General features: G+C 46.0%; 27 protein-coding genes and 2 tRNA genes. 22 read left to right on the forward strand and 7 right to left on the reverse strand.

Annotated elements, in window-relative coordinates; genetic code table 11:
• The first annotated feature begins 140 nt into the window (after window positions 1-140).
• Window positions 141-698: a ferritin family protein gene (locus tag PHE24_00800; GenBank protein MDD4901655.1), complete on the forward strand. Its 558-nt coding sequence runs from the start codon at window positions 141-143 to the stop codon at window positions 696-698.
• Between the two features lie 65 nt (window positions 699-763).
• On the opposite strand, the gene PHE24_00805 is transcribed toward PHE24_00800, so the two are convergent.
• Window positions 764-1,201 carry an Ig-like domain-containing protein gene (locus PHE24_00805; GenBank protein MDD4901656.1) on the reverse strand — a complete coding sequence of 146 codons (438 nt, stop codon included), beginning with the start codon at window positions 1,199-1,201 and terminating at the stop codon, window positions 764-766.
• Between the two features lie 137 nt (window positions 1,202-1,338).
• On the opposite strand from PHE24_00805, the gene PHE24_00810 reads away from it, so the two are divergent.
• From PHE24_00810 to PHE24_00860, 11 genes are all read left to right on the forward strand, one after another.
• On the forward strand, window positions 1,339-2,247 hold the full coding sequence (locus PHE24_00810; GenBank protein ID MDD4901657.1) for a DMT family transporter: 909 nt from the start codon (window positions 1,339-1,341) through the stop codon (window positions 2,245-2,247).
• Window positions 2,248-2,251: 4 nt separating this feature from the next.
• Window positions 2,252-2,932: a tRNA pseudouridine(55) synthase TruB gene (gene truB, locus PHE24_00815; protein ID MDD4901658.1), complete on the forward strand. Its 681-nt coding sequence runs from the start codon at window positions 2,252-2,254 to the stop codon at window positions 2,930-2,932.
• A gap of 42 nt (window positions 2,933-2,974) precedes the next feature.
• The gene (locus PHE24_00820; protein MDD4901659.1) at window positions 2,975-3,214 is read left to right on the forward strand and encodes a hypothetical protein; all 240 of its coding nucleotides are present in this window, start codon (window positions 2,975-2,977) and stop codon (window positions 3,212-3,214) included.
• Window positions 3,215-3,322: 108 nt separating this feature from the next.
• The gene (locus tag PHE24_00825; GenBank protein MDD4901660.1) at window positions 3,323-4,810 is read left to right on the forward strand and encodes a fused MFS/spermidine synthase; all 1,488 of its coding nucleotides are present in this window, start codon (window positions 3,323-3,325) and stop codon (window positions 4,808-4,810) included.
• A gap of 33 nt (window positions 4,811-4,843) precedes the next feature.
• Complete coding sequence (locus PHE24_00830) at window positions 4,844-5,158, forward strand: hypothetical protein (protein MDD4901661.1); 315 nt, start codon at window positions 4,844-4,846, stop codon at window positions 5,156-5,158.
• A 121-nt stretch (window positions 5,159-5,279) separates the two neighbouring features.
• Window positions 5,280-5,543, forward strand: a complete 264-nt coding sequence (locus PHE24_00835; protein ID MDD4901662.1) for an autorepressor SdpR family transcription factor — start codon at window positions 5,280-5,282, stop codon at window positions 5,541-5,543.
• 104 nt (window positions 5,544-5,647) lie between these two features.
• Window positions 5,648-6,307, forward strand: coding sequence for an SdpI family protein (locus PHE24_00840; protein MDD4901663.1), 660 nt, complete (start codon window positions 5,648-5,650; stop codon window positions 6,305-6,307).
• Window positions 6,308-6,367: 60 nt separating this feature from the next.
• A complete protein-coding gene (locus PHE24_00845) occupies window positions 6,368-7,183 on the forward strand; it encodes an RNA methyltransferase (GenBank protein MDD4901664.1) in 816 nt (271 codons plus the stop codon).
• A gap of 159 nt (window positions 7,184-7,342) precedes the next feature.
• Window positions 7,343-7,417: transfer RNA gene (locus tag PHE24_00850), tRNA-Arg, on the forward strand.
• Window positions 7,418-7,498: 81 nt separating this feature from the next.
• Window positions 7,499-7,966, forward strand: a complete 468-nt coding sequence (locus PHE24_00855) for a hypothetical protein (GenBank protein ID MDD4901665.1) — start codon at window positions 7,499-7,501, stop codon at window positions 7,964-7,966.
• A tRNA-His gene (locus PHE24_00860) sits at window positions 7,944-8,017 on the forward strand. The genes PHE24_00855 and PHE24_00860 overlap by 23 nt, the downstream gene beginning before the upstream one ends.
• 155 nt (window positions 8,018-8,172) lie before the next feature.
• Here the strand turns inward: PHE24_00860 and PHE24_00865 are convergent.
• Window positions 8,173-8,628 carry a hypothetical protein gene (locus PHE24_00865; GenBank protein MDD4901666.1) on the reverse strand — a complete coding sequence of 152 codons (456 nt, stop codon included), beginning with the start codon at window positions 8,626-8,628 and terminating at the stop codon, window positions 8,173-8,175.
• A gap of 26 nt (window positions 8,629-8,654) precedes the next feature.
• Window positions 8,655-9,044 carry a hypothetical protein gene (locus PHE24_00870; GenBank protein ID MDD4901667.1) on the reverse strand — a complete coding sequence of 130 codons (390 nt, stop codon included), beginning with the start codon at window positions 9,042-9,044 and terminating at the stop codon, window positions 8,655-8,657.
• A gap of 188 nt (window positions 9,045-9,232) precedes the next feature.
• On the opposite strand from PHE24_00870, the gene PHE24_00875 reads away from it, so the two are divergent.
• From PHE24_00875 to PHE24_00885, 3 genes are all read left to right on the forward strand, one after another.
• Window positions 9,233-10,060 carry a helix-turn-helix domain-containing protein gene (locus tag PHE24_00875; protein MDD4901668.1) on the forward strand — a complete coding sequence of 276 codons (828 nt, stop codon included), beginning with the start codon at window positions 9,233-9,235 and terminating at the stop codon, window positions 10,058-10,060.
• 64 nt (window positions 10,061-10,124) lie between these two features.
• Window positions 10,125-11,132: a M23 family metallopeptidase gene (locus PHE24_00880; GenBank protein MDD4901669.1), complete on the forward strand. Its 1,008-nt coding sequence runs from the start codon at window positions 10,125-10,127 to the stop codon at window positions 11,130-11,132.
• 192 nt (window positions 11,133-11,324) lie between these two features.
• Window positions 11,325-12,443 (forward strand): dihydroorotase family protein, encoded by a 1,119-nt coding sequence (locus tag PHE24_00885; protein ID MDD4901670.1) that lies wholly within the window; start codon window positions 11,325-11,327, stop codon window positions 12,441-12,443.
• Window positions 12,444-12,497: 54 nt separating this feature from the next.
• Here PHE24_00885 and PHE24_00890 read toward each other — a convergent pair whose 3' ends face one another.
• Window positions 12,498-14,288, reverse strand: a complete 1,791-nt coding sequence (locus PHE24_00890; GenBank protein ID MDD4901671.1) for a dihydroorotate dehydrogenase — start codon at window positions 14,286-14,288, stop codon at window positions 12,498-12,500.
• Window positions 14,289-14,576: 288 nt separating this feature from the next.
• On the opposite strand from PHE24_00890, the gene PHE24_00895 reads away from it, so the two are divergent.
• The 4 genes from PHE24_00895 to guaA all read left to right on the forward strand — a co-directional run bounded on the left by PHE24_00895 (window position 14,577) and on the right by guaA (window position 18,056).
• Complete coding sequence (locus tag PHE24_00895; GenBank protein MDD4901672.1) at window positions 14,577-14,873, forward strand: glutaredoxin family protein; 297 nt, start codon at window positions 14,577-14,579, stop codon at window positions 14,871-14,873.
• 136 nt (window positions 14,874-15,009) lie between these two features.
• Entirely contained in the window at window positions 15,010-15,534 is a 525-nt protein-coding gene (locus PHE24_00900) for a ferredoxin-thioredoxin reductase catalytic domain-containing protein (GenBank protein ID MDD4901673.1), read from the forward strand.
• A 139-nt stretch (window positions 15,535-15,673) separates the two neighbouring features.
• Complete coding sequence (locus tag PHE24_00905) at window positions 15,674-16,384, forward strand: hypothetical protein (protein MDD4901674.1); 711 nt, start codon at window positions 15,674-15,676, stop codon at window positions 16,382-16,384.
• A 127-nt stretch (window positions 16,385-16,511) separates the two neighbouring features.
• Complete coding sequence (guaA, locus tag PHE24_00910) at window positions 16,512-18,056, forward strand: glutamine-hydrolyzing GMP synthase (GenBank protein MDD4901675.1); 1,545 nt, start codon at window positions 16,512-16,514, stop codon at window positions 18,054-18,056.
• 77 nt (window positions 18,057-18,133) lie between these two features.
• Here the strand turns inward: guaA and PHE24_00915 are convergent, their stop codons facing one another.
• From PHE24_00915 to PHE24_00925, 3 genes are all read right to left on the reverse strand, one after another.
• On the reverse strand, window positions 18,134-18,670 hold the full coding sequence (locus tag PHE24_00915) for a hypothetical protein (protein ID MDD4901676.1): 537 nt from the start codon (window positions 18,668-18,670) through the stop codon (window positions 18,134-18,136).
• Window positions 18,671-18,789: 119 nt separating this feature from the next.
• On the reverse strand, window positions 18,790-19,320 hold the full coding sequence (locus tag PHE24_00920; GenBank protein ID MDD4901677.1) for a hypothetical protein: 531 nt from the start codon (window positions 19,318-19,320) through the stop codon (window positions 18,790-18,792).
• A gap of 1 nt (window position 19,321) precedes the next feature.
• Window positions 19,322-19,741: a hypothetical protein gene (locus tag PHE24_00925; GenBank protein ID MDD4901678.1), complete on the reverse strand. Its 420-nt coding sequence runs from the start codon at window positions 19,739-19,741 to the stop codon at window positions 19,322-19,324.
• Window positions 19,742-19,957: 216 nt separating this feature from the next.
• Between PHE24_00925 and PHE24_00930 the strand changes: the two genes are divergently transcribed.
• From PHE24_00930 to PHE24_00940, 3 genes are all read left to right on the forward strand, one after another.
• Window positions 19,958-20,458: a cupredoxin family copper-binding protein gene (locus PHE24_00930; GenBank protein MDD4901679.1), complete on the forward strand. Its 501-nt coding sequence runs from the start codon at window positions 19,958-19,960 to the stop codon at window positions 20,456-20,458.
• Window positions 20,459-20,586: 128 nt separating this feature from the next.
• Window positions 20,587-20,823 carry a hypothetical protein gene (locus PHE24_00935; GenBank protein ID MDD4901680.1) on the forward strand — a complete coding sequence of 79 codons (237 nt, stop codon included), beginning with the start codon at window positions 20,587-20,589 and terminating at the stop codon, window positions 20,821-20,823.
• A gap of 165 nt (window positions 20,824-20,988) precedes the next feature.
• The coding region (locus PHE24_00940; GenBank protein ID MDD4901681.1) for an AIR synthase-related protein at window positions 20,989-23,044 on the forward strand (2,056 nt) is incomplete at its 3' end.

Genomic DNA, 23,044 nt, shown 5'->3' on the forward strand with positions numbered 1-23,044 from the left:
TTGCCTCCGGTTTGAATGAAAAAGAGCTTTTCATCATCTTAATCTTTACCGGTTTTTTTGTCAAAATTATTTGTTTTCGCGGTAAAATTGGAATATAATTAGTTTAGCAATCGAGAACTAATAATTAATCAACTAATTTTATGACCAACACGCAAGCCAATCTTTTAAAAGCCATTGCCGGCGAATCAATGGCGCGGAACAAATATACTTATTATGCCGAGATCGCGATGAAGGAAAATTTGGTTTGGGCGGCCAAAGTTTTTGAGGAAACGGCCGATAATGAAAAAGCCCACGCTAAGGAAGAATTGGAGCAGATTGCCGGCCACACCGAGATGACCAATACTTATGATATTCACCCCTTAGGCAATACGCTGGATAATTTGCGCCACGCCGCCGAAGGGGAAAAATTCGAATTCGGCGTGATGTATCCGAATTTCGAGCGGGAAGCCCGCGAAGAAGGCGACGAGAAAGCCGCCAAACTTTTTCACGAGATCGCTGAAGTGGAAGCCAAGCACGCCGAGCGCTACACAATTATGGCTGACCGGCTGGAATCAGGAATGATGTTTACCAGTGAAAAAGAAGTCGAATGGAAATGCTTGAATTGCGGCTATGTCCACAAGGGCAAGACCGCCCCGGGAAAATGCCCGCTTTGCCAGAAGCCGCAAGGCTGGTATATGCAAATCGGAGTCGTCAGATAATTTTTAATCGAATTTTTTAAATAAATAATCCCGCGAGCATGACTTCGCGGGATTTTAGATCTAGTTCATTTTTTTCTGGTGGTGAAGCACCAGCCGATTTTGCCTGGAAATATTGTTTTATTCTTGTCGGCGAGATTGGCGGCGATGACGTGATAAGTGGTTGCCAGATAAAGCGGATGCTCAGGGATCAAGTAAAAAATTCCCCGGCGGCTTTTGATCGCACATTTCACTTCTTCGCCGTATTCGGTATAAAGGCAGCAAAAGGTGCCGGACATCTTTTGAATCACGAGACTGGTATCATAGAAGATGATCTTGATGAGGGATAGCGGGGGCACCTCGGTAGCGCTATCTGGCGGGCTAACGCTGTCGATAACGTCCATGAGGCTGAGAGGGGGCGGAGTATCGACAACAAAATTAGGGGGTTTGACGGCGTGAAAAACCGGCGCGCAACCAAAAAATAACAAGCAGTAAAGAAAGGGCAAGTAAACGATTCCTTTGATCATATTAGCTCCTTTAGCTAAGGTTCACTTTTCAATATGAGCAATATAAATCTTTTTTTCTCATTTGTCAAAGATAATGCCCATATCCTAGATACGTGATATAATTTAGTTATAATTAGGGATTTTACAGCAATATTTTTATGAATTGGTTTTGGCTAGCCTTATTAAGCACTACCTTGTGGAGCTTGACCACTTTTTTGGATAAATATTTGGTCAACCGATTTTTCCAGAAGCGTGGGATGACCGTTTTAATTTTTTTCGGCGCGGTGATCGGGCTATTGCTTTTGCCCGTAATTTTGTTGATCCGCCGGAATGTTTTAGAAATTCCGCTCCACGATATTTTTATTCTGATCGCTTCCGGAATCGTCTATGTTTTCGCGATTCTGCCGTATTTCATCGTTTTGCGCAAAGAGGATCCATCGACAGCTGCGCCTTTTTTTCAGGCTATTCCGGTCTTTTCGTTTTTTCTCGGTTTGATCTTCCTTCACGAAGTTTTGACTTTTAACCAAATTGCCGGCGGGCTGCTGATAATTTTTGGGACAGTTGGCATAGCGGTGGAATTTAAACGCGCGCGCCAGCGGATCCGCTGGCGGTCATTTTTGCTCTTGATGCTGTCAGTTTTTCTTTATGCCCTGAATATTTTTTTATTTAAATTCATCGAGACAGCAAGCGATTTTTGGACGACCAGTTTTTGGGAATATTCTGGGTTTGGCTTGGTGGCCTTAGCAATGCTGGCGATCAAAAAATATCGCTCCGATATCTGGGCGTTTTTAAAAGCTAATGGCCGCCGGATCGTAGGCGTCAGCGCTTTGAATGAGGCGATGAATATCGCGGCCAAGATCATTTTTAATTATGCCTCCTTATTCGCTCCGCTAGCTTTGGTTTGGGTGGTAGGTAGCGCCCAGCCTTTTGTCGTCTTGGTCTTGGGTGCGGTCTTAACTTTGTTTTTGCCGAAAATATTCAAGGAGGATATTTCTCAGAAAACTCTGGCGCAAAAATTCGTTTTCATCGCGGTTATTTTGATCGGCGCCTTTATCATTAATCGTTAATCAAGTGGCAGAATTAAAAAAAGAGGGTTTTATTTTGATCGACAAGCCGGCCGGCCCGACTTCTTTCGGGGTGATCGCCCGCTTGCGGCGGATTACCGGGATAAAAAAAATCGGCCATGCCGGCACGCTTGATCCGGCCGCGTCTGGGCTGCTGCTTTGCGCTATCGGCCGCTCGGCCACCAGAGAGATCGGGCGTTTTGTTAAAAAAGACAAAAAATATGAGGCATTGATCCGTTTGGGCATCACGACTGATACTTATGACCGCGAAGGAAAAATTTTAACCGAATATCATGGCGAGCCGGTTGATAAAAAAGAAATTAAAAAAATCGTGGCGACGCTATCAGGCAAACAAGAGCAGATTCCGCCGATGTTTTCAGCTAAGAAAGTCGGCGGCCGGAAATTATATGAGCTGGCCAGAAAGGGGATTGAAATTATCCGCCAACCCAATCAAATTGAAATTTATCAGGCGAAAATTTTAAAATATCATTGGCCGGACTTGCGTCTGCTGATTCATTGCTCATCCGGAACTTTTATCCGCTCGATTGCCGATGACCTTGGCCGTAAGCTTGGTTGCGGCGCGTATTTGTCCGGGCTTGTCAGAATTGCTTCGGGGAGCTATAAATTAAAGCAAGCGGTTCCTTTAGAAAAAATAAATAGCCAAAATTGGCGAAAACAATTGTTTTAGATCTTTTAAACAAGGACATTATGGTCTTTAAGGAGGTGCTCTATGGGTATTTTTTCCGCTTTGTTTGGAATGCCGACAAAGGTCAATAAGGAAGGCGGCCTTGGCTGTCAGGCGGAATTAGATGAATATTGGCGGGCAATCGCTCCGGACAGCAGCCAAGATCAAAATCCGCCTTCGTATCAGCATATCGAAAAAGCAATTTGCGCTCATTGCCACCATCCGAGTTCTTTTTGCGTCGGGGGAAACTGTAATAGATGTGGCCAACCGTGGCGAGCCGCCTGAAAAATTTCTTCATTAAGCGCCAACTGAATTTGGCGCTTTTCATTTAATCCTCACCTTGTATAATAATGAAGATGTGTTAAGATTAGGCATTAATTGAGACTGATAATTATGAAAAAATATTCTTTGGAAATAACTGTTTTTCTTTGCGGCGCGGCGCTGATGATTTTGGAGCTGGTCGGCTCGCGGGTTTTGGCGCCTTATATTGGCACTTCCACGATTGTTTGGACTTCGCTGATCGGCATCATCCTTGGCGCCTTGAGCTTAGGCTACTATGTCGGCGGGAAAATGGCTGATAAGGAAGCTGACCGGCGCAAGCTTGCCATTATCATTTTAGGCGCGGCTTTTTTTGTTTTGGCGATAGTTTTGGTCAATGAGGAAGTCCTGATTTTTGTCAGGGAAGTGACGCGCAATATTTATGTCACGGCGGTGGCCGCGACCATATTTTTATTTGCCGTGCCCAGTTTTCTCTTGGGGATCGTCTCGCCTTACGCGGTAAAGCTGAAAGTCAAAGATCTGCAGTATACCGGCAGGATGGTCGGCGATCTTTATGCCATTTCCACCATCGGCAGCATCGTCGGCACTTTTGCCGCCGGATTTTTGCTGATCCCTTTTCTCGGCACGATCAATATCCTGTATTTTCTCGTCGCCCTGCTGATTTTTGCTTCGTTAATGATTGTCCCGGGAAAGCTGCTTGGCGCAAGATGGGCCTTGATTATTATTTTGTTCGGGCTGATAATTTTTTTTCTGGCTAAAAGCGCTCATGCCGACGCGAGCCGGTTGATCGACGTCGACAGCCAATATAATCGGATCTGGATTGTTCCGGCTTCGGACGCGGAAACCAAACGGCCGGTTTTGCGCCTTTCTACTGATCCCTACGGCATCCAGTCGGGAATGTTCTTGGACGGCGATAATGACCTGGTTTACCGCTATTCCAAATATTATCGCCTCGCCGATGCGATCAATCCGGCGATCAGGACAGGGCTGATGATCGGCGGCGCGGCTTATTCCTATCCTAAGGATTTTTTGAAAAATCATCCGGGAGCGAGCATGGACGTGGTGGAGATCGATCCGGCGATGACCGAGCTTGCCAAAAAGTATTTTAATCTCAAAGACGACCCGCGTTTGCGTATTTACCATGAGGATGCGCGGGTTTTTTTGAATAATAATCAAAAAAAATACGACGCGGTCTATGTCGATGCTTTTACTTCCCATTTATCAATCCCTTATCAGCTCACTACCCGCGAGGCGGCGCAGGAAATTTATAACGGGATGAATGATAATGGCGTGGTGATCGTAAATATCATTTCGGCCTTGCAGGGTGGTAAGAGCAAATTCTTGCGGGCCGAGCTGGCGACCTACCAGGCGGTTTTTCCGCAAGTTTATCTGTTCCGCGTTTATAATACTGACGCTTACAAAGTGCAGAACGTGATGCTGATGGCGGTGAAAAGCCCGGTGCCGGCGAAATTGCAGAGCGACAATGCCGAGCTTTACAGCTATTTCGAGATGCTCTATCAGCAGCCGAACAAGAATGATTTGCCGGTTTTGACCGATGATTACGCGCCGGTTGACTATTACACGATGAACATGATTAAATAGGAGATTATTGAACTTTTAGCAAGGGAGGTAAAAATGGATCAAAACGCTTATTCGGAAGTGAGCGCGAATTATTTTTGCTGCGGCACAGCTGTTTGCTGCTTGGTTGCCGGGGCGCTAGTCGGAAGCATCATTGGCGTTATTTACGCTGTCAATAGTTTGTCTTTTTGGATGAGCGGCGCCTATGTCTTGCTGGCTTCCGGCGCCACTGCCGTAGTTTTGTCAATCTATATCGGCAGGAGTGAGTGCCATAAAATAGGGGAGATTATCACCAGTTCTTTCTTGGGATATACTGTCGGTTACTGCGTATTTTACGCCATTCTATTCCATTTGTTTCAGTTAGTATTTTAAGGATTCCCTTGATAGCGGCCATTGAATAAATGGCCTTTTTTATTGGTATTGACAATTTTAGCCGGTATGATATTATTTAGATAGTTGTCTAAACATCTAATAATCAGCTTTATTTGAATATATGGTATTAAGCAAGACATTTAATGCTTTGTCCGATCCGAGCCGGCAAAAAATATTGGAATTATTGAAGAAGGGCGATCTGGCGGCCGGAGCGATCGGCGAATATTTTAAATTCACGGCCCCGACCTTGTCGCATCACCTGGGCGTGCTTAAGGATGCCGACTTGATTTCGGTGCGCCGCGACGGGCAGATGCAGATCTATTCGCTGAACTTGTCGGTCTTTGAAGAGGTAGCCGAGAAGGTTATAAAATTTTTTAAGAAATAAATTAGCGTATTAGTTGATTAGTTAATTGGTTAATTAGTTTACGATTTAATAGGCAAAAATCATTAACCCATTCAACCAATTAACTAATTAACCAATTAACTAATATGAATCCCATCAAACTAACAATCAAATCCGAACTATTTTCCATCCTGCTGATCGCGATCTCTATCGCCGCCTCGTTTTATTTTTACGCGCATTTTCCCGACCGGGTGATAACTCATTGGGATTTCGCCGGCGAGCCGAACGGCTGGAGCGGCCGCGCTTTTGCCGCTTTTTTCTTTCCCGCGCTGTTTATCGCCATGTATCTGTTATTTATTTTTTTACCGATGCTTGATCCCAAAAAGGACCGTTATGCCGAATTCGCCAAAATTTATAATGTTTTTCGAAATCTGATTCTGGCGGTTTTGGTGGTTGTTTATTTTGTCGCCTCATTCAATAATTTAGGCGTAAATTCCAACGTCGGGCTTTGGGTTCCCGGAGTGATCGGCCTGTTGTTCATTGTTTTAGGCAACTATCTGGGAAAGATCAAGCGGAATTGGTTCGTCGGCATCCGCACTCCCTGGACCATGTCCTCCGAGACAGTCTGGAATAAAACTCACCGTTTCGGCGGCAAGGTTTTTATTTTCGGCGGCGTTTTAATGATCATCACCGGTTTCGCGCCGCTCTCCTGGCGCTTGCCAATATTCATCGCCGATATTATCATATTATTATTCGGAACCATCATATATTCGTACTTGGTTTATCGCAAGGAAAAGAAAAAATAACGGATAACAAAGAGCAAAGATCAAAGAGCATTAAGGAAATTGTTCCATGCTCTATGATCCATGCTCGATGATTTTATGTCTTTCTTCATCGATAGCGCCGACAATCCGAAAATAAAAAATATCCTCAAATTGCAAAGGCCCCACGAGCGCAAAAAGCAGGGGGTAGTTTTGGTTGAGGGCTATAAAGAAATTCTGGCCGCACTCAAGGCCGGTTTGAATTTGGTGGAAATTTTTTATTGCGCGACTTATGGCGGAGAAAATCCTTCTTTTTTCGGCGTGGACAAAGACAAAAAATTAATCGCCAATGTTTCGCGGGAAGTTTTTGAAAAAATCACTTATCGCGAAAAGCCCGATGGCTACATCGCGATTTTTTTGGCTCGAAATTTAAAACTCTCTGATGTAAAATTAAGCGCGGCGCCGCTGGTTCTGGTGATCGAGGGCGCGGAAAAGCCCGGCAATTTCGGAGCGATCCTGCGCACCGCTGATGCGGCCGGAGTCGATGTGGTCATAGCCAATGATCCGCAATTGGATATCTATCATCCCAACGCCATCCGCGCGAGCATTGGCGCGGCTTTTGACAAGCAGATCGCCATCGCCACCCGCGAAGAAACGATCGCCTGGTTAGCTGAAAATAATATTACGACTTACGCCACTTCTAAGCGCGCCACCAAAGTCTATGTTGATTTTGATTATACTCAAGGCACGGCTTTTATTTTGGGCGCCGAACATGCCGGCTTAAGCGAAGAATGGAAAGATTCGGCTGACGAATTCATCACCATCCCGATGACCGGTATCGTCGATTCGCTCAATCTTTCCGTCAGCGCCGGCATCTTGCTTTTCGAAGCTGTCCGGCAACGGAAAAAAATCCCCTCTTGAGAGGGGTGGCTCGCGCCTCGCGGGACGGGGTGTGTAAATTTGACTTTTCCAGCAGTTTTTGTTAGATTAATCATAGATTATAATGGTTGCCGCGAGGCAATTTTTATTTAGATTTATCATTCAGTTTAATTTGTAATTATAAATTTGTAATTTGAACGGGCGCCCATAGTTCATCGGATAGAACACGACCCTTCTAAGGTTGTGAGGTAGGTTCGACTCCTACTGGGCGCACCAAGAACATTATCAGAGTGTATTAAGTGACAATTAAAGGTGGTTGAGCTTGCTATTTAGTCCACAAAAAGATATAATGATCTTATGACATGGAATTATATAGCAGGATTTTTTGACGGTGAAGGATCTTTGGTCCATCACGGGAAAGGATTTAGGGTTACTATTTCCCAGACGAATTTTGAAGTTTTGGAATCAATTAGGACATTTTCCGGAGTTGGTTATGTTATTAAGCCAAGAAAAAGAAAAGCTCACTGGAAAGATAACTGGGTGTATTATGTGGCCCGGCAAAAGGATGTTTATTTTTTTATGATGAAGATGAAGCCATTTTTAGTTGTTAAAAGAGATCTTTTTCTTTCGGTTGAAAATAAAATTTTAAATTTTGTAAAAAGACAGAAAGAAAAAAATATTTTTCGAGAAAGAAAGGCGAACTTGGCCGTTAGATTAAGAAATGAAGGATATAGTTATCGAGAAATAGGAAAAAGAACGAATACTGATTTTGGACAAATAAGAAGAGTTATTTTAAAGCATGGTGGTCGTAGCTCAATTGGTTAGAGCACTCGGTTGTGGTCCGAGTGGTTGAGAGTTCAAGTCTCTTCGACCACCCTTTTTACCTAATATTAAACAAAAATACAGGATTTTAAAAGTCCTGTATTTTTGTTTTTTTATGTCTCCACAACCGGGTGCTCCACCCTTTTTATAGCTTTGGAAAAATAAAAAAACCTCGTTAAGCCAAATGACTTAACGAGGTGACGAATATTTCAGTACGCCGGTTTTTCAGCGCGAACTTCAATATGTTGGTAGTATCCATCGTGACTCGGATTATCCTTTGTCGGTTTTCCTTTCCAGGGATACGCCGATGTAACATCCAGGAGAAAAGGAGGGCGGCCTTTAATCGGTTGATTGAACATTACATATACTCCGCCGTCCTTTTCAATGTGTCTACTATAATAGACCGGATCTTTTGTCAGCGCTCTAATATGAACATCAGGCACGCTGTGGGCATGTGCTCCCGGCAGAAATATGCCGGTTATAACCGTATCTCCGATAGCAAGCATGTATTTACTGAAATCTATCGGTATATAGCCGCCATCTTCTTTTACCAGCATAACTCCGCCGCTCCAAGGGATAATCCGTGCTTTAAGGATATTGTAGGCGATACAGAATATGACAGCACCGATACAGAGAACAGAAAATGCTAACCACCCTTCATGCATACAACACTCCTTTTTTAAAGTGGATTTCAGTTTAGGTGTTTTTTGATGTTTTCTACGGCTATCGGCATCAGTCTGATCACGATCCAGATACAGATAATCAAAATTACCAAAAGAATAGGGTGATACAATATTCCTCTGACTAAAATGGTTAAAACGGTTATTAACGCCGATAAAGAAGCGATGATTGCAAAAAAGTCCATCATCAAGCTGTCGCCGTATCCGTGAATTCTGTAGTCCGCATAGGAGCCGTTTATCCAATCAAAGAATTCTTTCCATGATTTGGCCTCGGTTCGCAAGTTTATAATTTCAACCATTCGAATATATAACACTAACGGAATTGGTAAGAACAGCGCGGCATAGGTGATAACACCGCATACCGGCGAAACATTTTGGAAGAACCAATTTAATGTTGTCATGTCTGTCTCTCCTTCTTTTGAGTTTGTGCCTTTTCGGCTGTTTATGGGGGTTTCAGATATGTCATTAATTTACGACATTTTATTTAGTTGTCAACGAACTTTTAGTGCATGACTTGATTATAATAGAAAAGTGTGATATAGTAAATACTGTCGGCGAGTTCCGACAAATAACTATTTATTATCAATCTATGCTTGATACTGTTTTTGAGAAATTAGGCTTAAAATCGGAACATTCCGATGTTTATTTGGCTTTGTTGGAAGGCGGTTCAATGCCGGCCGGTAATCTGGCCAAGCGCTTGAATGTTCCCCGATCAACGCTTTACGGCTTGCTGGACGAATTGGCTCGCGGTGGTTTGGTTTTGCAGAACGAGAAAGGAAATGTTAAATTATGGCAGGCGGTCGATCCGGACAAAATAAAAAATATCATCAATGACAAAATCAACGCCCTGGAAAATACGCGCGGCAGTTTTGAAGCGATTCTGGAAAAATTAAAGAGTTCGCAGAAAACGGATTTTGTCAGCCCAAAGTTCAATTATTTCGAAGGCGCGGAAGAAATGAAAATAATGCTGAAAGATGTTTTGCTCTACGATGATCTGGATACGGAACTATGCTGGCCGGTAAGGGACGTGATAAAAGTCGTGGGCGAGGATTTTCTTTTTGAATTGAATAAAAAAAGAGTGCGCAATAATATTTATATCAAAGTTATCTGGCCGCGGGATAAGACCAGCGACGTGGAAAAAAATATTTTTCTCGCGCCAGGCAAGGAAGTTTTGCGCGAAGTGCGGCTCGCGCCGGCCGGCATGGAATTTTCCATGGGTTATTGGGCTTACGGCAACAAAGTGATGTTCATGTCGTCGAAAGCGGAAAATTTCGGTTTTATCGTGGAGAGCAAAGAATTGCGCCAGCTTTTGAAAACGCAATTTGAAATATTGTGGAAAATTTCTGAACCGTTAAAGGCGGCGCCGGAACTTTCAAGAAAGTTTATGGATGAAATCGTTAAGCCGCCTAAAATTTGAGTATTTGTCGCCGGATGGCCTTAATCAATTTTTTATAGTATAATCAATAATTAATCATTAAAGTATGAAAAAAATTTTAATCATGGTTTTGGCGCTTGCTCTGATTTCGCTGGGCGTTTTTGGGGTGATGGGAAAAATGCTGGCGGCCACGGCCGAAACGCGGGTGATCACTTTTCCGACCGACCCGACTGTAACTTTTACCGACGATTTCGGCGATGCCCGCTCCGGGCATTTGCATGAAGCCAACGATTTGATGGGCAAAAAAATGACGCCGCTTTATGCCGCAGTTGACGGAAGAGTTCATGATGTGGAAATTCCGGAAGCTTCTTGGGGCTACGCGATCACTTTGGAAGATGCGGATGGCTATACCTATCATTATTTGCATGTTAATAATGACACGCCGGGCACCGACGATGGTTTGGGCGGAGTTAAAAATGCTTACGCGCCAGGCATTGTTCGCGGTGCCACAGTAACCAAAGGCCAGTTAATCGGTTGGATGGGCGATTCGGGCAACGCCGAAAATGTCGGCTCTCATTTGCATTTTGAAATTCGCCGGCCGGATGGCACGGCGATCGATCCCTATTTAAGCCTGGTTGCCGCGCGCGATCTGGGCAGTTATAATGTTGCGGCCGCGCTGGCCGGAAGTCCGAATATTAACACTGACAAAGGGTTGGCAGCCGGCGGCGGCATCGCGCCTTGCGTTTCCGGCTCATTGATAAAGATTCCGATCGTCTCCGCCGTTTATTATTGCGGCGCCGACGGCAAGCGCCACGTGTTCACCCATGCCAATGCTTTTTTCACTTGGTACAAAGATTTTAACGGAATCTTGACGATAACGCCGGAACAGCTGGCCGCCATTCCCTTGGGCAGCAATGTGACTTATCGCCCGGGAGTGAAATTGATAAAGTCGCCGAGCGGCTCGCAGATTTATGCCGTGGGAAAAGGCGGCGTCTTGCGCTGGATCAGATCGGAAGCAACGGCCGCGTCCCTTTATGGGGCGGATTGGAAGAAAAAGATTGATATCGTCCCCGACGCTTTTATCACGAATTATACTGAAGGTGATCCGATTTAACGGTTGTAACGCCATTGTGGTGGCTAAGAAATTTATTTGTCTGGCGTGACATTGGGCTTTTTGAACAAAAAAGCCTTTTTTGATCGTGCCCGGGAAATTGAGCGATCGATAGCGCTTGAATGTTTTATTAAATTATAGTAGTCTGAATTGAAAGATAAATCATTAACCGTACTTTAAAAAAGGAAAATAACCATGGATAAATTATCCTTTATGCTGCCCAAGCGCATTATCGACGGCCACGTCCATGGCCGGGATATGGACCAGGCAAAAAAGTCGACCGTGCTTCAGATTGTTTATGAAGCTGTGCTTTCCGGTTTGGGCATTATTTGTCTGATGCCGAACACGGATCCGCCGATCAATAATCTGCTGGTTTTGAAGCGCTATTTGAATCTGATTGATCACGCCCAGGAATGTTTTGGCTATTCTGTTCTCTGCTACGTTTTGTTCGGCGTGACCGATAATAATCTCACGGAATGCGAAAAAGCCCTGGAAGATCCCAAAGTGGTCGGTTTGAAGATTTATCCTTGGGGTAACGGCAAACCCGTAACTACCGGAACGTGCGGCGTGGCAAATCCGGCGACGATCATCGCGGCCATGCGCTTGGCCAAAGCCAAGGACAAAGTGGTCGAGGTTCACTGCGATGATCCGGAAATAATCGCCGCCGAAGGCTACACGATCAGGGCGGAAGTAGAATATGATCGAATGGTCATTGAATGCATGCGGCAAGTGCCGGGAGCCAGAGTAAAGATCTGCCATGTTTCTTGCTGGGCCGGCGCCGAACTTATTTTGGCGGCCCAGGCCGAGGGCTTGCGGATCGCCTTGGAAATATGCGCTCAATATCTCTGGTTCGATGACCAGGGCGCCAATTGGCGGCCAGGGCTGTCGCCCAATTATTATCAGTGTTTGAATCGTTTGCGCGGTCCGGATCAGCGGGAAAAACTGGTCGGGTTGCTTTCTCAAGACAGCAATTTGATCATTGTTTCTTCCGATCACGCGCCGCATACGAAGCTGGAAAAGCTGGCCAAAGATTTTCCCAGCGGCATTGTTTCATTGCACGAAAGAGTTCCGGTCGCGGTGACTTTTGCCAAGCGCCTTAATATTTCGGAGGCGCAAGTGGCCCGGCTGATCTCTTTCAATGAAGCTGATTTTTTGGGACTCACCATTGATCGCGAGCTGGTTCCGGTGGAAATCGTCGAAAGAGAAGACGATTTTGTTTACAATAACGGAGCCGTGGAAAATCCTTGGTTAGGAAGCAAAATGTTTTTTCCGGACTGGAAGGATTTGCCATTCAGGCCCGAAGTTATTTTCTAGTATTTAAAAGCCTCGGTTTGGATCGATCCAAACCGAGGCGTTTTTTTGTAGAAATTACTGGAACATTTTTACCTTTCCCGTCAGTTGGCTGACGTGAGACAGGCCATGGCGCTCGAGAAATTTCGGCAAGCCGTTTCTGATGTCTTGAAAAACGTGCTTATTGGGAAAAGTCTCGGTGCCGACGAAAACTGCCGCCGCCCCCACCAGCAAGAATTGCGCCGCATCGTCGACACAGGTGATTCCGCCGCCGCCGATGATCGGAATTTTCAGTTTCGACTGAAAGAGCTTGCTCACCTCGGCGACCGCCACCGGCATTATCGGATGGCCGGAATAGCCGCCATAATTCGTGCCGATCTTGGGCCGGAAAGTTTGAGTATCAATCACCATTCCTTTCAAGGTGTTGATGGCTGAAACAGCATCAGCTCCGGCGTCATCTACCGCGTGACCGATCTCCGCGATATTGGTAACGTTCGGCGTCAGCTTGATGATAAGATATTTGTCCGTAGCTTTACGGATTTCCGTGACCAGGCGATAGACAACACCCGATTCGACGCCGAAAGTCATTCCGCCTACTTTAACATTAGGGCAAGAGACATTTACCTCGTAGGCGGCGAAATCCAGCGGATTAAGCAGTTCTACCAACTCGACAAATTTCGGGGTCGAATCTTCGGCAATATTGACTATTATCTGCTTGCCCAATGCCTGCCAGAGCGGCCATTTTTCTTTGATAAACCGCTTGACGCCGACGTTGGCCAAGCCGATCGAGTTGATCATCCCGCCGCAATCAGTTTCACAGATTCGCGGACCGCGATTTCCCGGACGTTCTTCAAGCGTTACCGTTTTAGTAACGACAATATCCAAATCGCCGCCGAATTCCCGGGCGGTTTTTTCATCAAAACAGCCCGAGCCGTTGGTAATCGGCAAACCGAACTTAAGGGTCCGGCCGCTTTTCCCGCGGAGGATAGTCAGCAAGGGATCGTCCGCCGGATCTTTTTTCGATTTGACGGTTACTTCCGATTCCTCGCTTTTTTCCTTTTCCAGGACGAATTCTGACCAATCGATTTTGTCCGCCGGAAAGATCGGTCCGTGCTTGCAAGCCTGCCGAAAAGTTTTGTCAGTCATTTTGATGGCGCAACCTTGGCAAGCGCCGGTACTGCAAGCCATCAATACTTCGACTGAAACAAAACAGGGCGCGCCGTACTCGACGCATAGCTCGTTGACCTTGCGCAGCATCGGCCGCGGGCCGCAGGCGATCACCGCCGTATCCGGTTTTTTTTCGGCCAGGGCTTCGCGCAAAAGATCCGTAACTTTCCCGCCGTTAACCGGATCGTCTTCGCAGATGCTTTGGATGTCGGTCGGAAAAATTCCGAAATCGATCAAGATCTTATTGCCGAGCAGCTTCTTCTCCGTCCGGGCGCCTTTAAGGAATTGCACATTTTTTCCGGCTCGAATCGAATCCTTTACCAGAGAATACAATCCCACTTCGCCGGTTCCGCCGCTGACGAAAAGCAGATTCTTTTCGGGCGGCAGTTCAAAGCCCTGGCCGCACGGGCCGCAAATTTCTAATTCAGCTCCGGGCTGAAGCTTGGCATATAATCTCGTGTTGGACGATTCGCCGCCGACCGCTTCGATGATCAGATAAAGCACGTCGCCGTTGATCATGGCGATGGAAAATGGCCGCCTCATCCGCTTGCTGTTCAACGGCCGCAAAGTAACGAATTGCCCGGGTTTGATTTTTGATTTTTCAATTCCCGGAACCCGCAGTCGGAAGAGAAAGATTTCCGATCCGTCCTTGGTTTCTTTGATACTGAGAACTTCCGCATTGGCCGACATTTGTTCCTCCATGATTTCCGCCTTTCTGACTTAATTTATAGTTTATTGTGAATGTGCAAAAATTTGGAATATCGCCGGTACGAGTAGCGATATCTTCGGCTAATCTTATAATAAATTAGTGGCGCGGTCAAATCGGGAATACATCGCATTTCCCGCGGTTGACAGACGCGATGAAAGCGGTAAAATCTATATTAGTTACTTAGTTAATTAGTCAATTAGTTGAATGGTTGATAAACGGATGACTTAATTTGCTAATAAACTAAAAATTTATCAACCAATTGACTAATTAACCAATCAACTATGTCTTATCAAGAACATATCGAAGTAGTGGAGGGGAAGCAGCCGAAGAGCAAAATCATGCTTTACGGCTTAAGCACTTGCATGTGGTGCGAAAAAGCCAAAGAACTTTTGGACGAACTGGGAATTGCTTACAGCCATCTGACGGTTGATCAACTGGAGGGCGCCGATCAGGATGAAGCTTATGAATTGGTTTCCAAATATAATCCTGACCAATCTTTCCCGACAATTGTTTTGGACGACGGCAAAAGAGTGATCATCGGTTTTAGCGAAGACGAATTGCGAGCTTTGGCCGCATAATATTCCCCTCCCCAGGAGGCCCGCCTCCGCTAAAGCTGCGGCAGGGCAAGGGTGGCTCATCTTGAAAAAGATAGCTTGCCCAGCGAAGCTCCGCCGCGGAGCGAAGTTGGGGGGTGGGTTTCATTAAATAATTATCATGGAAAAAATAGTCATTCCGCCAAATGAAACCGAAGACCTGTTTAACAAACTGACTCTGCAAGGAGCCGGCCGTGGTTATTTTTTGAATCACAACGAAAAAATGGCGAAGAGCCTGTGCGAAGCCTTGTTGAAAAATGAAAAGCGCTACGGCCATCAGGTTTGTCCTTGCCGCCTTTCGGCCGGCAGCCGCGAAGCTGACCTGGACGTAATTTGTCCGTGCGATTATCGCGATCCTGATCTCCTTCAATATGGCGTCTGTTACTGCGGCCTCTACGTCACTAAAAAAATCTTTAACGATAAAACGCCGACCAAACCGATTCCCGAGCGGCGCCCTAATAAAGAAATAAGATTACAAAATAAACAAAAATACATGGAAGAACAAAACCAACCCAAAAATATCAACAAATTGCCTTATCCCGTGATGCGTTGCTCAGTCTGCGGTTACATCTGCGCCCGCGACGAAGCCCCCGAAGTCTGCCCGATCTGCGGCGCTTCTCACGACCGGTTCCAAAGATTCATTTAACAAAACAGGCCGCGAGGCCTGTTTTCGTTTGCTTTTATAGAAAATCAGTGCTATAGATAATTGATGTTCTTTCCCAAGCGTCTAGCCGTGGCATAGCAATCCGCAAACCCCGGTCAAAGCGCAAAACAAAGGAGAGGTTATGGCTACTAAAGCTCTTTCAGCAGGCCAGCAGCGGGAAATCATTTCCCGTATTGTCGGTCAGGTCGATTGGGATTCTCTTGATGGTGAATACTTACAAAAAAAGGTAATTAGTCTGCCACCAAAAGAATTCGGCAGGCAATTCACTGATTTTTTGCGTTACGGCTGCCAGTTTATCTTCAACAATCCCCGCCCCAAAGAACTTGCCCTCGTTGATTCTTATATTTTTCAGGATAAAAACTGGAAGGTTTGGAAGGGCCCGGTTGATGGCGATGGCTTATCCGGCGAAGAAGATATCGATTGGCGCTCGTTGGCGATCGATAAGATTGAGGCGCATAAACTAATTATCGCCGATTGTCTTTTGGAAGGCGAGAAAGTTATCGCCGCGGAAGAAATACGGCTGCGCCTAAGGAAGAGTAAAATTTTGATTCCGCTCGGCTTCAAAGCCTTTCAATATCTCTGGCTTGATTACCAGGCCGACCGTGGCGGTTCGATTCTTGAGTGGCTTTACCGGACAAAAGGGATTAGGCACCTTAATTTTATGGGAACGATTTTCTACACTAATCACTCCGGTGGAATCGGTTCCGGTTCGCGGATAATGCCTTATTTTCTGCGGCAGCCCGATTATTACTCGGGTCTTTGGGAAGTTAGCGATGAGTGGATGGGTTGTGATTTCGGCAGCGATCGCCCGACCGCTTGTTACCAAGCTTAAGTATGATAGCCGCGGTTTCCATTTCGGAAACCGCGGATTTTTTTGACTTTTGCCGGAATTATGATATTCTATTTTGAAACATTAAATTGGTTAGTACATTATATAACTTTAATGGAAAGGACCTTTTATGAGCGACAGTCCGGAAATTCTGGTAGTTGATTTGGGATCGCAATACACGCAAGTTCTAGGAAGAACTTTGCGCGAAATACGCTATCGTTCGGTCATTTCTTCCCCGGTCAAGGCTGCCAAACAGCTGGAAAAATGGAAACCCAAGGGAATAATCCTCTCTGGCGGCCCGGCCAGTGTTGATGATAAAGATGCGCCGCAACCCCCCGAAGGAATTTTAAACCTGGGGATACCCGTACTGGGAATCTGCTACGGCATGCAATGGACAACGCGCGAACTGGGCGGAATTATTACGAGAGAGGTTGAAAAAAAAGAATATAGCCAGGCGAACGTTCTTCTTTCCCGACACGACCCGCTCTTCGCCAATCTGCCTCGGTTGAACGGAAACGACGAAGTAATCGTCTGGGCAAGCCATGGCGACAGCGTCAAGGAATTGCCCAAGGGATTCAACCAGATCGGTGTTTCTTCGGATGGAAAAACTATCGCCGCCATGAGTTGCCCAGAAAAAAGGATCTGGGGGCTGCAATTCCATCCTGAAGTGACGCAATCAGCGCCCGGCAAAGAAATTTTAAGAACATTTCTTGCCGACATTTGCGGCTGCCAGCCGAACTGGGAACCTGAAGACGCAATCAAAGTAAAAAGGGAGGAAGCGCTCCGGATCATCGGTGATAAAAAAGCCATCATCGGTTTTAGCGGCGGCGTCGATTCTTCCACAGCAGCAGCGCTGCTGTCTCCGGTCTTGGGCGAAAGGCTGCTGGGAATTTGCATTGATACCGGATTCTTGCGGGAAGGCGAGCTGGAAGAAATAAGGAAAAATGCCAGCTTAGCCGGAGTAAAGTTGAAAATCGTACATGCGGCTCGCCGTTTCCGCCGAGCCATTGGCAATACCAATGACGCGGAAACAAAACGCCGGCGCTTCAAGAAGCTTTACGCCTTAATCTTGAAAGAGGAAGCCAAAAAATTCGGAGCCTCTTTCATTATTCAAGGTACGCTGGCAACCGACATCATTGAATCGGGCAAGGCCGGGGAATCAGCCCTGATCAAGTCTCATCACAATGTCGGCCTGAATTTCGGGCTCGAAGAAATCCGGCCGTTCAGCGATTTATTCAAGTACGAGGTGCGCGATCTGGCCAGAAAAATGGGATTGCCGGAAAGTATTTCCGAGCGTCAGCCTTTTCCCGGCCCGGCTCTGCTTGTGAGAATTATCGGTAAATCAGCAACGCCCAAACGGATTAAGATCGTCCGTTGGGCCGATGCCAGAGTTACCGAGATTTTGAGGAAACACAATCTCTATGACGAAATTTCCCAGCTGATCGTGGCACTGGACTGCACGAAGACCGTCGGAATCAAGGGCGATGGCCGAGTCTATAGTTATGCAGTTATAGTCCGCGGCGTAAGCACGGTGGACTTCATGACTTTGCATGGCTATCAAATTCCGGCCGAGGTCAGGCGGGAAATCACCGCCACGGTTACCAAGCATCCGAAGATCGTCAGAGTATTTTACGACGAAACCAACAAACCTCCGGCCACCACGGAAATGGAGTAAGGCTGGGCAATTGAGAAGTTTGAATTACAAAAGACCGTCGACACAATGTCGGCGGTCTCTTTATTTGCCAAAATATTTTATTCAATGCAGCAGTCGATGACTTTTTTCACCAGATCACCCAGCTTGCCCATAAAACCCTTCTTTTCGGTGTCGGCCTTATTGAGAGCGTTGTCGGGAATCTTTTTGATATCGCCGACGTTCAATAATTTCATATTCAATCCCCAAAACAGCGAATAAAGATTATAAGCCTTTTCGAACAGATTATAGGCTTCATCTTTCTTGCCCATGCCCAATTGCTTGGTGCCGACTTCCATTAAGCGCATCGAAGCGGAAAGAAGATGCTTGGAAATGCACCAGACTTCGCCCTCATATTCCTTGATTATTTTTTTCAGCAATTCCTTGCGCATCTCGCGCACATCCTTGATCATATCGTAATATTCGGTCTTGCCGGTTTTGGCGCCGGAAAAAAAGAAATGCTCCTCGATGGCGATCAGGTTCATGATCGCGATCGAAAGATCCTGATCAGAAGAAAGATCCATTTTTTCCTGCTTTTTCATCTGATCGGCTTTCTCGATGAATTCGTTTAAAGTTTTGATGGGGTTGGCGTCGGACATATGATATAAAATGTAATACTAATTGCACGAATACATACTAATATGACGAATGCTCACAAACACTTATTCGTTATATTAGTATGTATTCGTATGGCATTAGTATTACATTAGGAAATTTTTTACTTAGTTAGGTAGTAAAAGACAATGCTCAAAATTATCAAAGGCACGATCGGGAAGACGACTTTTTCGAACGGGAAATGGGCGCGGCCGTTATTTTTTTTCTTGAAATACTCGTAAAGCAAAACCGCGACCATAAAAAGGATGCTGCCGGAAGCGATGCCCACCGCCATCTTATCGATGCCGCAGCCGCAAAAAGTTTCATAGCGAGGCAGGCGCAGATGAATGATCTTTAAAAAATAAAGCGGCAAAACAACCAAGGCGTAATAGCCGATGGTCACTAAAATTTTCCGGCCCTTGAAATGGACATTCTTTTTATTAAGCCAATTGATCGTCCAAAAAATAAGGGAGACGGTCAGGCCGCCGATCCAAATCCCGGTGATGCTGTCATCGACGCCCAGATAGCGGGACAATTCAATTCCGCCGACAACCGCCACGGTGCAAACCGGGCAGACCGCCAAAGCCGCCTGCGGAAGTAAAAAGTAAAAAGTAAAAAGTAAAAAAGGGATAAAAAATAAAGTATATTTTTTCATTTTATTGTTTTAGTTTTTGCTGAAAATAATTTATTGCGTCCTGGTCGCCCATATAGCACTTGCCGGTCGGGCCGTCCCAGATAAAAGGCACGCCGACGTCGTAAGGATTGATGCCGCACTGATTGGCTTTTTCGCTCAAAAGTTCGCTCTCGGGCGTAACCTTGTTGGCAAAGACTTGTTTTTTATCAATTTTTATTTTTTGCCCGACATTATTATCAGCCAAAAACTGCTCGACTATTAAACAGTGCGGGCAGTCGGAGCGGAAAAAAAAGTCAATCTCGGTCGAAGTGGCTTTTGTCTGGCCGGTTATATTTTTATGCGGGATAACGAAAATATTGGGGCTATATTTTATGGCGATGAAGGCGGAAATGCCCAGCAAAACCAGCGCGCCGACAATAATTAAAATCACTTTTTTGTTCATATTTTTTAATATTTTTACAGTGTTTATTTAAAATATCAGTAGATTATCATCTTATCATTTGTTTTTGCCGGGGTCAATTCTGTGCTATAATATAATCAGTTTACCACGGAAAGAGCCTTCGGGATAAATTAGTTTTATACCTGGGGTGGGGGTATAAGGAATCCTGCCGCCAGTCCGGACATTCGTCAATATCTTAATTAATTTAAAATATAACTTATGAAAAAATTTTTATCGCTTTCTTTGCTCCTTGGCGCCGTCATTTTAATGGCGAATAGCTGCGCGACATCGCCCGCGGCCAATAAGAATATTCCGCCCGCGGCCAATACCGGCGGCTTTACCGTCGCGCCGGGAGCGCCAGCCACAACGCCGACACCGACCCCGGCTCCGGTCAGTAATACTCCCAACGCATCAGTGAGTTCGTCTTCAACTCCAGCCCCGACCCCTCCCCCTGCTCCGATCACGCCGCCAGCTGTTACCCAGGGCCAGGTCAATATTCAAAATTTTTCCTTTAACCCGGCCGAAGTTACCGTTGCTGTCGGCGACACCGTAGTTTGGACGAATAATGATTCGGTGCGGCACCAAATCGCGTCCGACTCTTTCAATTCCGTTCCTCTCCCGCAAGGAGGTTCTTTCTCCCATACATTTACCGCGGCCGGAACATTTGATTATCATTGCGCCATCCACCCTTCGATGACCGGCAAAATAATTGTCAAATAAAAAAAATTGGAACCTTTTTTAAAAAAAGGTTCCAAGACCTCCAAAAATTTAAGGTGTCAAACACAAATTTTTGAGCGTGCAAAGCCCTACGGCCCAAAAATTTGTGTTTGACAATAATTTATCTAATTATGCTGACTAACATCACTTATTATTTGATCTTCGGCAAGCCGCTGATAATGTATCTCGGCATCATCACTCTTTTGTCTTTTTTGTTAACCGCGACCGTCGGCTATCTGGTCTTTTCCGGCAAGGCCAAGCCGCCGATTATAACCTTTAATACGCATCGCTGCCTGGCTTACATCTCGATCGGTCTGGCGCTTATTCACGGCACCCTCGGAATCCTCGTGTTTTTCCCCATAAAATAAAGCAAAAACAGCTCCCTCCCGGGGGCTGTTTTTTTGTTGAATTTGCCGATGTTTTGAATAATTTTTCCAATTTGACTTTAGCCATAAAATAAGGTTAAATAAGGAGTTGGCTCTTTGACAACATAACAATAATGAATATAAAAACCCAAACAGAAAGGATTAAATATGCTGCATCTTTTCAAATCAAGGACGGAAAAATTTGAGTATTGTTTCAATATTCAAACATCCAGTCCGTTAATGCCGGAGGAATTGCTGAAATTGAAACAGGTCTTGGCTGACGGTTTCGTGCCCAGCGGAGTGGTTGATAGTTCGGCCTTATCCGGAAAATCAGACATGATAGTTGAACTGGGTCCGAGAATGAATTTCGCGACGGCTTATCAGACTAGCCTTCTTTCCGTGTGCCGTGATTGCGGTTTGACCAAAATCACCCGCATTGAAAGGTCGCGCCGGTATGTCCCTGATAACGGGGCAAACCGGGAAGAGTTCATTAAAAAAAATCATGATCGCGCGGTTGAATGCCATTACCCTGAACCGCTTTCGACTTTCGAAACAGGCATCGTGCCTGTAGCGGTCTACAGCATTCCCATGGGGATGCTGGGACCGGACGCTCTCAACGGCATTGAGGGCTTGGCGATGGATGAATGGGATAGAAATTTTTATTACGATTATTTCGTCAGGCAGGAAAATCGAGACCCGACGAATGTGGAAATTTCTGATCTCAGCAATGCCAACAGCGAACATTCTCGCCACGGGTATTTCCGCGGCAAACAGATTATCGATGGCCAGGAAATGCCCCGCAGTTTGATGGAAATTGTGAAGAACACTTTGGCGGTCAACCCGAACAATAGTGTGATTGCTTTTTCCGACAACTCGAGCGCGATCCGCGGTTACACGGTCTGGACGATAATTCCGTCGCAGCCGGGAACTCCGTCGCCATTCGTGAAGACGCAGGTAACTTATCACTTGGTCTTCACGGCCGAGACACATAATTTTCCTACAGGGATTTATGCTTTTGGCGGCGCGGAAACCGGTACGGGCGGACGGGAAAGGGATAATCGGATGACAGGAAGAGGGGCTTTGTTGATCGCCGGAACGGCCGGATTCTGTACTGCCAGCTTATTGATTCCTGGTTACATTCGGCCCTGGGAAGATCCGACCTTCGCCTATCTGCCGACTATGGAAACGCCTTTGAACATTATGATCAGAGCTAGTGATGGTGCTTTCGATTATGCCAATAAATTCGGCGAGCCCGGAATTCTCGGCTTTACTCGTGAATTCGATATGCGGCTACCAAATGGCGAACGATGGGGTTTTGTTAAGCCCATTATGTTCACCGGAGGCATCGGACAGATCGATGACCGGCACATCCACAAAGCTGAACCGAAGAAAGGAATGAAGATTGTCAGGATTGGCGGACCGGCTTATCGGATTGGCAAGAGAGGAGGCGCCGCTTCCAGTCTGCATCAGGGTGAGAACGATGCTGAAATCGATTTTAACGCCGTTCAGCGCGGCGACGGAGAAATGGGAAACAAAGTAAATCGCGTTATCCGCACCTGTGTGGAAATGGGCGATAAAAATCCTATTCTATCCGGTCATGATCAAGGAGCAGGCGGGCCGGCGAATAATCTCAAGGAAATAGTTGGCGATGCCGGCGGGAAAATTGATATTGTTAAGATCAATATCGGCGATCCCACCCTTTCCGACGAAGAAATCTGGATCTGCGAATATCAAGAAGGCGACGCTGTTCTTATTTATCCGGAAAGCGCCGATCTTTTTGCCGCAATCTGCGAACGAGAAAAAGTTCCTTGTGAATTTGTCGGTGAGGTTACCGGAGACGGTCGGTTTGTGGTAATTAATTCCAGAAATGGAACGACGCCGGTCGATATCGATCTGAAGAAAGTACTGACCGGTTTGCCGCAGAAGATTTTTACGGACAATACTGTTGACATGAAACTTGAACCGCCTCTGTTGCCTGCCAAGCTGGACATTGCCAAGGCGCTTCATTTGGTGTTCCAGCTGATCGATGTCGGTTCCAAGAGGTTTTTAACCAGCAAGGTTGATCGCAGCGTGACGGGTTTGATCGCCCGCCAACAATGCGTCGGGCCGTTGCAGCTTACCTTGGCCGATTGCGCGGTAATCGCGCAAAGTCATTTCGGCCTGACCGGAGGAGCCATTTCGATCGGTGAACAGCCGGTAAAAATGCTCATCAGTCCGGAAGCCG

The organism is Patescibacteria group bacterium, assembly GCA_028707065.1.
Lineage (GTDB): Bacteria > Patescibacteriota > Patescibacteriia > Patescibacteriales > WJLG01 > JAQTUZ01.

Excerpts from the sequence above, each read along its gene's own strand:
- PHE24_00800 (MDD4901655.1), top strand. The coding sequence starts at position 141 with ATGACCAACACGCAAGCCAATCTTTTAAAAGCCATTGCCGGCGAATCA.
- PHE24_00805 (MDD4901656.1), bottom strand. The coding sequence starts at position 1,201 with ATGATCAAAGGAATCGTTTACTTGCCCTTTCTTTACTGCTTGTTATTT.
- PHE24_00810 (MDD4901657.1), top strand. The coding sequence starts at position 1,339 with ATGAATTGGTTTTGGCTAGCCTTATTAAGCACTACCTTGTGGAGCTTG.
- PHE24_00820 (MDD4901659.1), top strand. The coding sequence starts at position 2,975 with ATGGGTATTTTTTCCGCTTTGTTTGGAATGCCGACAAAGGTCAATAAG.
- PHE24_00825 (MDD4901660.1), top strand. The coding sequence starts at position 3,323 with ATGAAAAAATATTCTTTGGAAATAACTGTTTTTCTTTGCGGCGCGGCG.
- PHE24_00830 (MDD4901661.1), top strand. The coding sequence starts at position 4,844 with ATGGATCAAAACGCTTATTCGGAAGTGAGCGCGAATTATTTTTGCTGC.
- PHE24_00835 (MDD4901662.1), top strand. The coding sequence starts at position 5,280 with ATGGTATTAAGCAAGACATTTAATGCTTTGTCCGATCCGAGCCGGCAA.
- PHE24_00840 (MDD4901663.1), top strand. The coding sequence starts at position 5,648 with ATGAATCCCATCAAACTAACAATCAAATCCGAACTATTTTCCATCCTG.
- PHE24_00845 (MDD4901664.1), top strand. The coding sequence starts at position 6,368 with ATGCTCGATGATTTTATGTCTTTCTTCATCGATAGCGCCGACAATCCG.
- PHE24_00855 (MDD4901665.1), top strand. The coding sequence starts at position 7,499 with ATGACATGGAATTATATAGCAGGATTTTTTGACGGTGAAGGATCTTTG.
- PHE24_00865 (MDD4901666.1), bottom strand. The coding sequence starts at position 8,628 with ATGCATGAAGGGTGGTTAGCATTTTCTGTTCTCTGTATCGGTGCTGTC.
- PHE24_00870 (MDD4901667.1), bottom strand. The coding sequence starts at position 9,044 with ATGACAACATTAAATTGGTTCTTCCAAAATGTTTCGCCGGTATGCGGT.
- PHE24_00875 (MDD4901668.1), top strand. The coding sequence starts at position 9,233 with ATGCTTGATACTGTTTTTGAGAAATTAGGCTTAAAATCGGAACATTCC.
- PHE24_00880 (MDD4901669.1), top strand. The coding sequence starts at position 10,125 with ATGAAAAAAATTTTAATCATGGTTTTGGCGCTTGCTCTGATTTCGCTG.
- PHE24_00885 (MDD4901670.1), top strand. The coding sequence starts at position 11,325 with ATGGATAAATTATCCTTTATGCTGCCCAAGCGCATTATCGACGGCCAC.
- PHE24_00890 (MDD4901671.1), bottom strand. The coding sequence starts at position 14,288 with ATGGAGGAACAAATGTCGGCCAATGCGGAAGTTCTCAGTATCAAAGAA.
- PHE24_00895 (MDD4901672.1), top strand. The coding sequence starts at position 14,577 with ATGTCTTATCAAGAACATATCGAAGTAGTGGAGGGGAAGCAGCCGAAG.
- PHE24_00900 (MDD4901673.1), top strand. The coding sequence starts at position 15,010 with ATGGAAAAAATAGTCATTCCGCCAAATGAAACCGAAGACCTGTTTAAC.
- PHE24_00905 (MDD4901674.1), top strand. The coding sequence starts at position 15,674 with ATGGCTACTAAAGCTCTTTCAGCAGGCCAGCAGCGGGAAATCATTTCC.
- guaA (MDD4901675.1), top strand. The coding sequence starts at position 16,512 with ATGAGCGACAGTCCGGAAATTCTGGTAGTTGATTTGGGATCGCAATAC.
- PHE24_00915 (MDD4901676.1), bottom strand. The coding sequence starts at position 18,670 with ATGTCCGACGCCAACCCCATCAAAACTTTAAACGAATTCATCGAGAAA.
- PHE24_00920 (MDD4901677.1), bottom strand. The coding sequence starts at position 19,320 with ATGAAAAAATATACTTTATTTTTTATCCCTTTTTTACTTTTTACTTTT.
- PHE24_00925 (MDD4901678.1), bottom strand. The coding sequence starts at position 19,741 with ATGAACAAAAAAGTGATTTTAATTATTGTCGGCGCGCTGGTTTTGCTG.
- PHE24_00930 (MDD4901679.1), top strand. The coding sequence starts at position 19,958 with ATGAAAAAATTTTTATCGCTTTCTTTGCTCCTTGGCGCCGTCATTTTA.
- PHE24_00935 (MDD4901680.1), top strand. The coding sequence starts at position 20,587 with ATGCTGACTAACATCACTTATTATTTGATCTTCGGCAAGCCGCTGATA.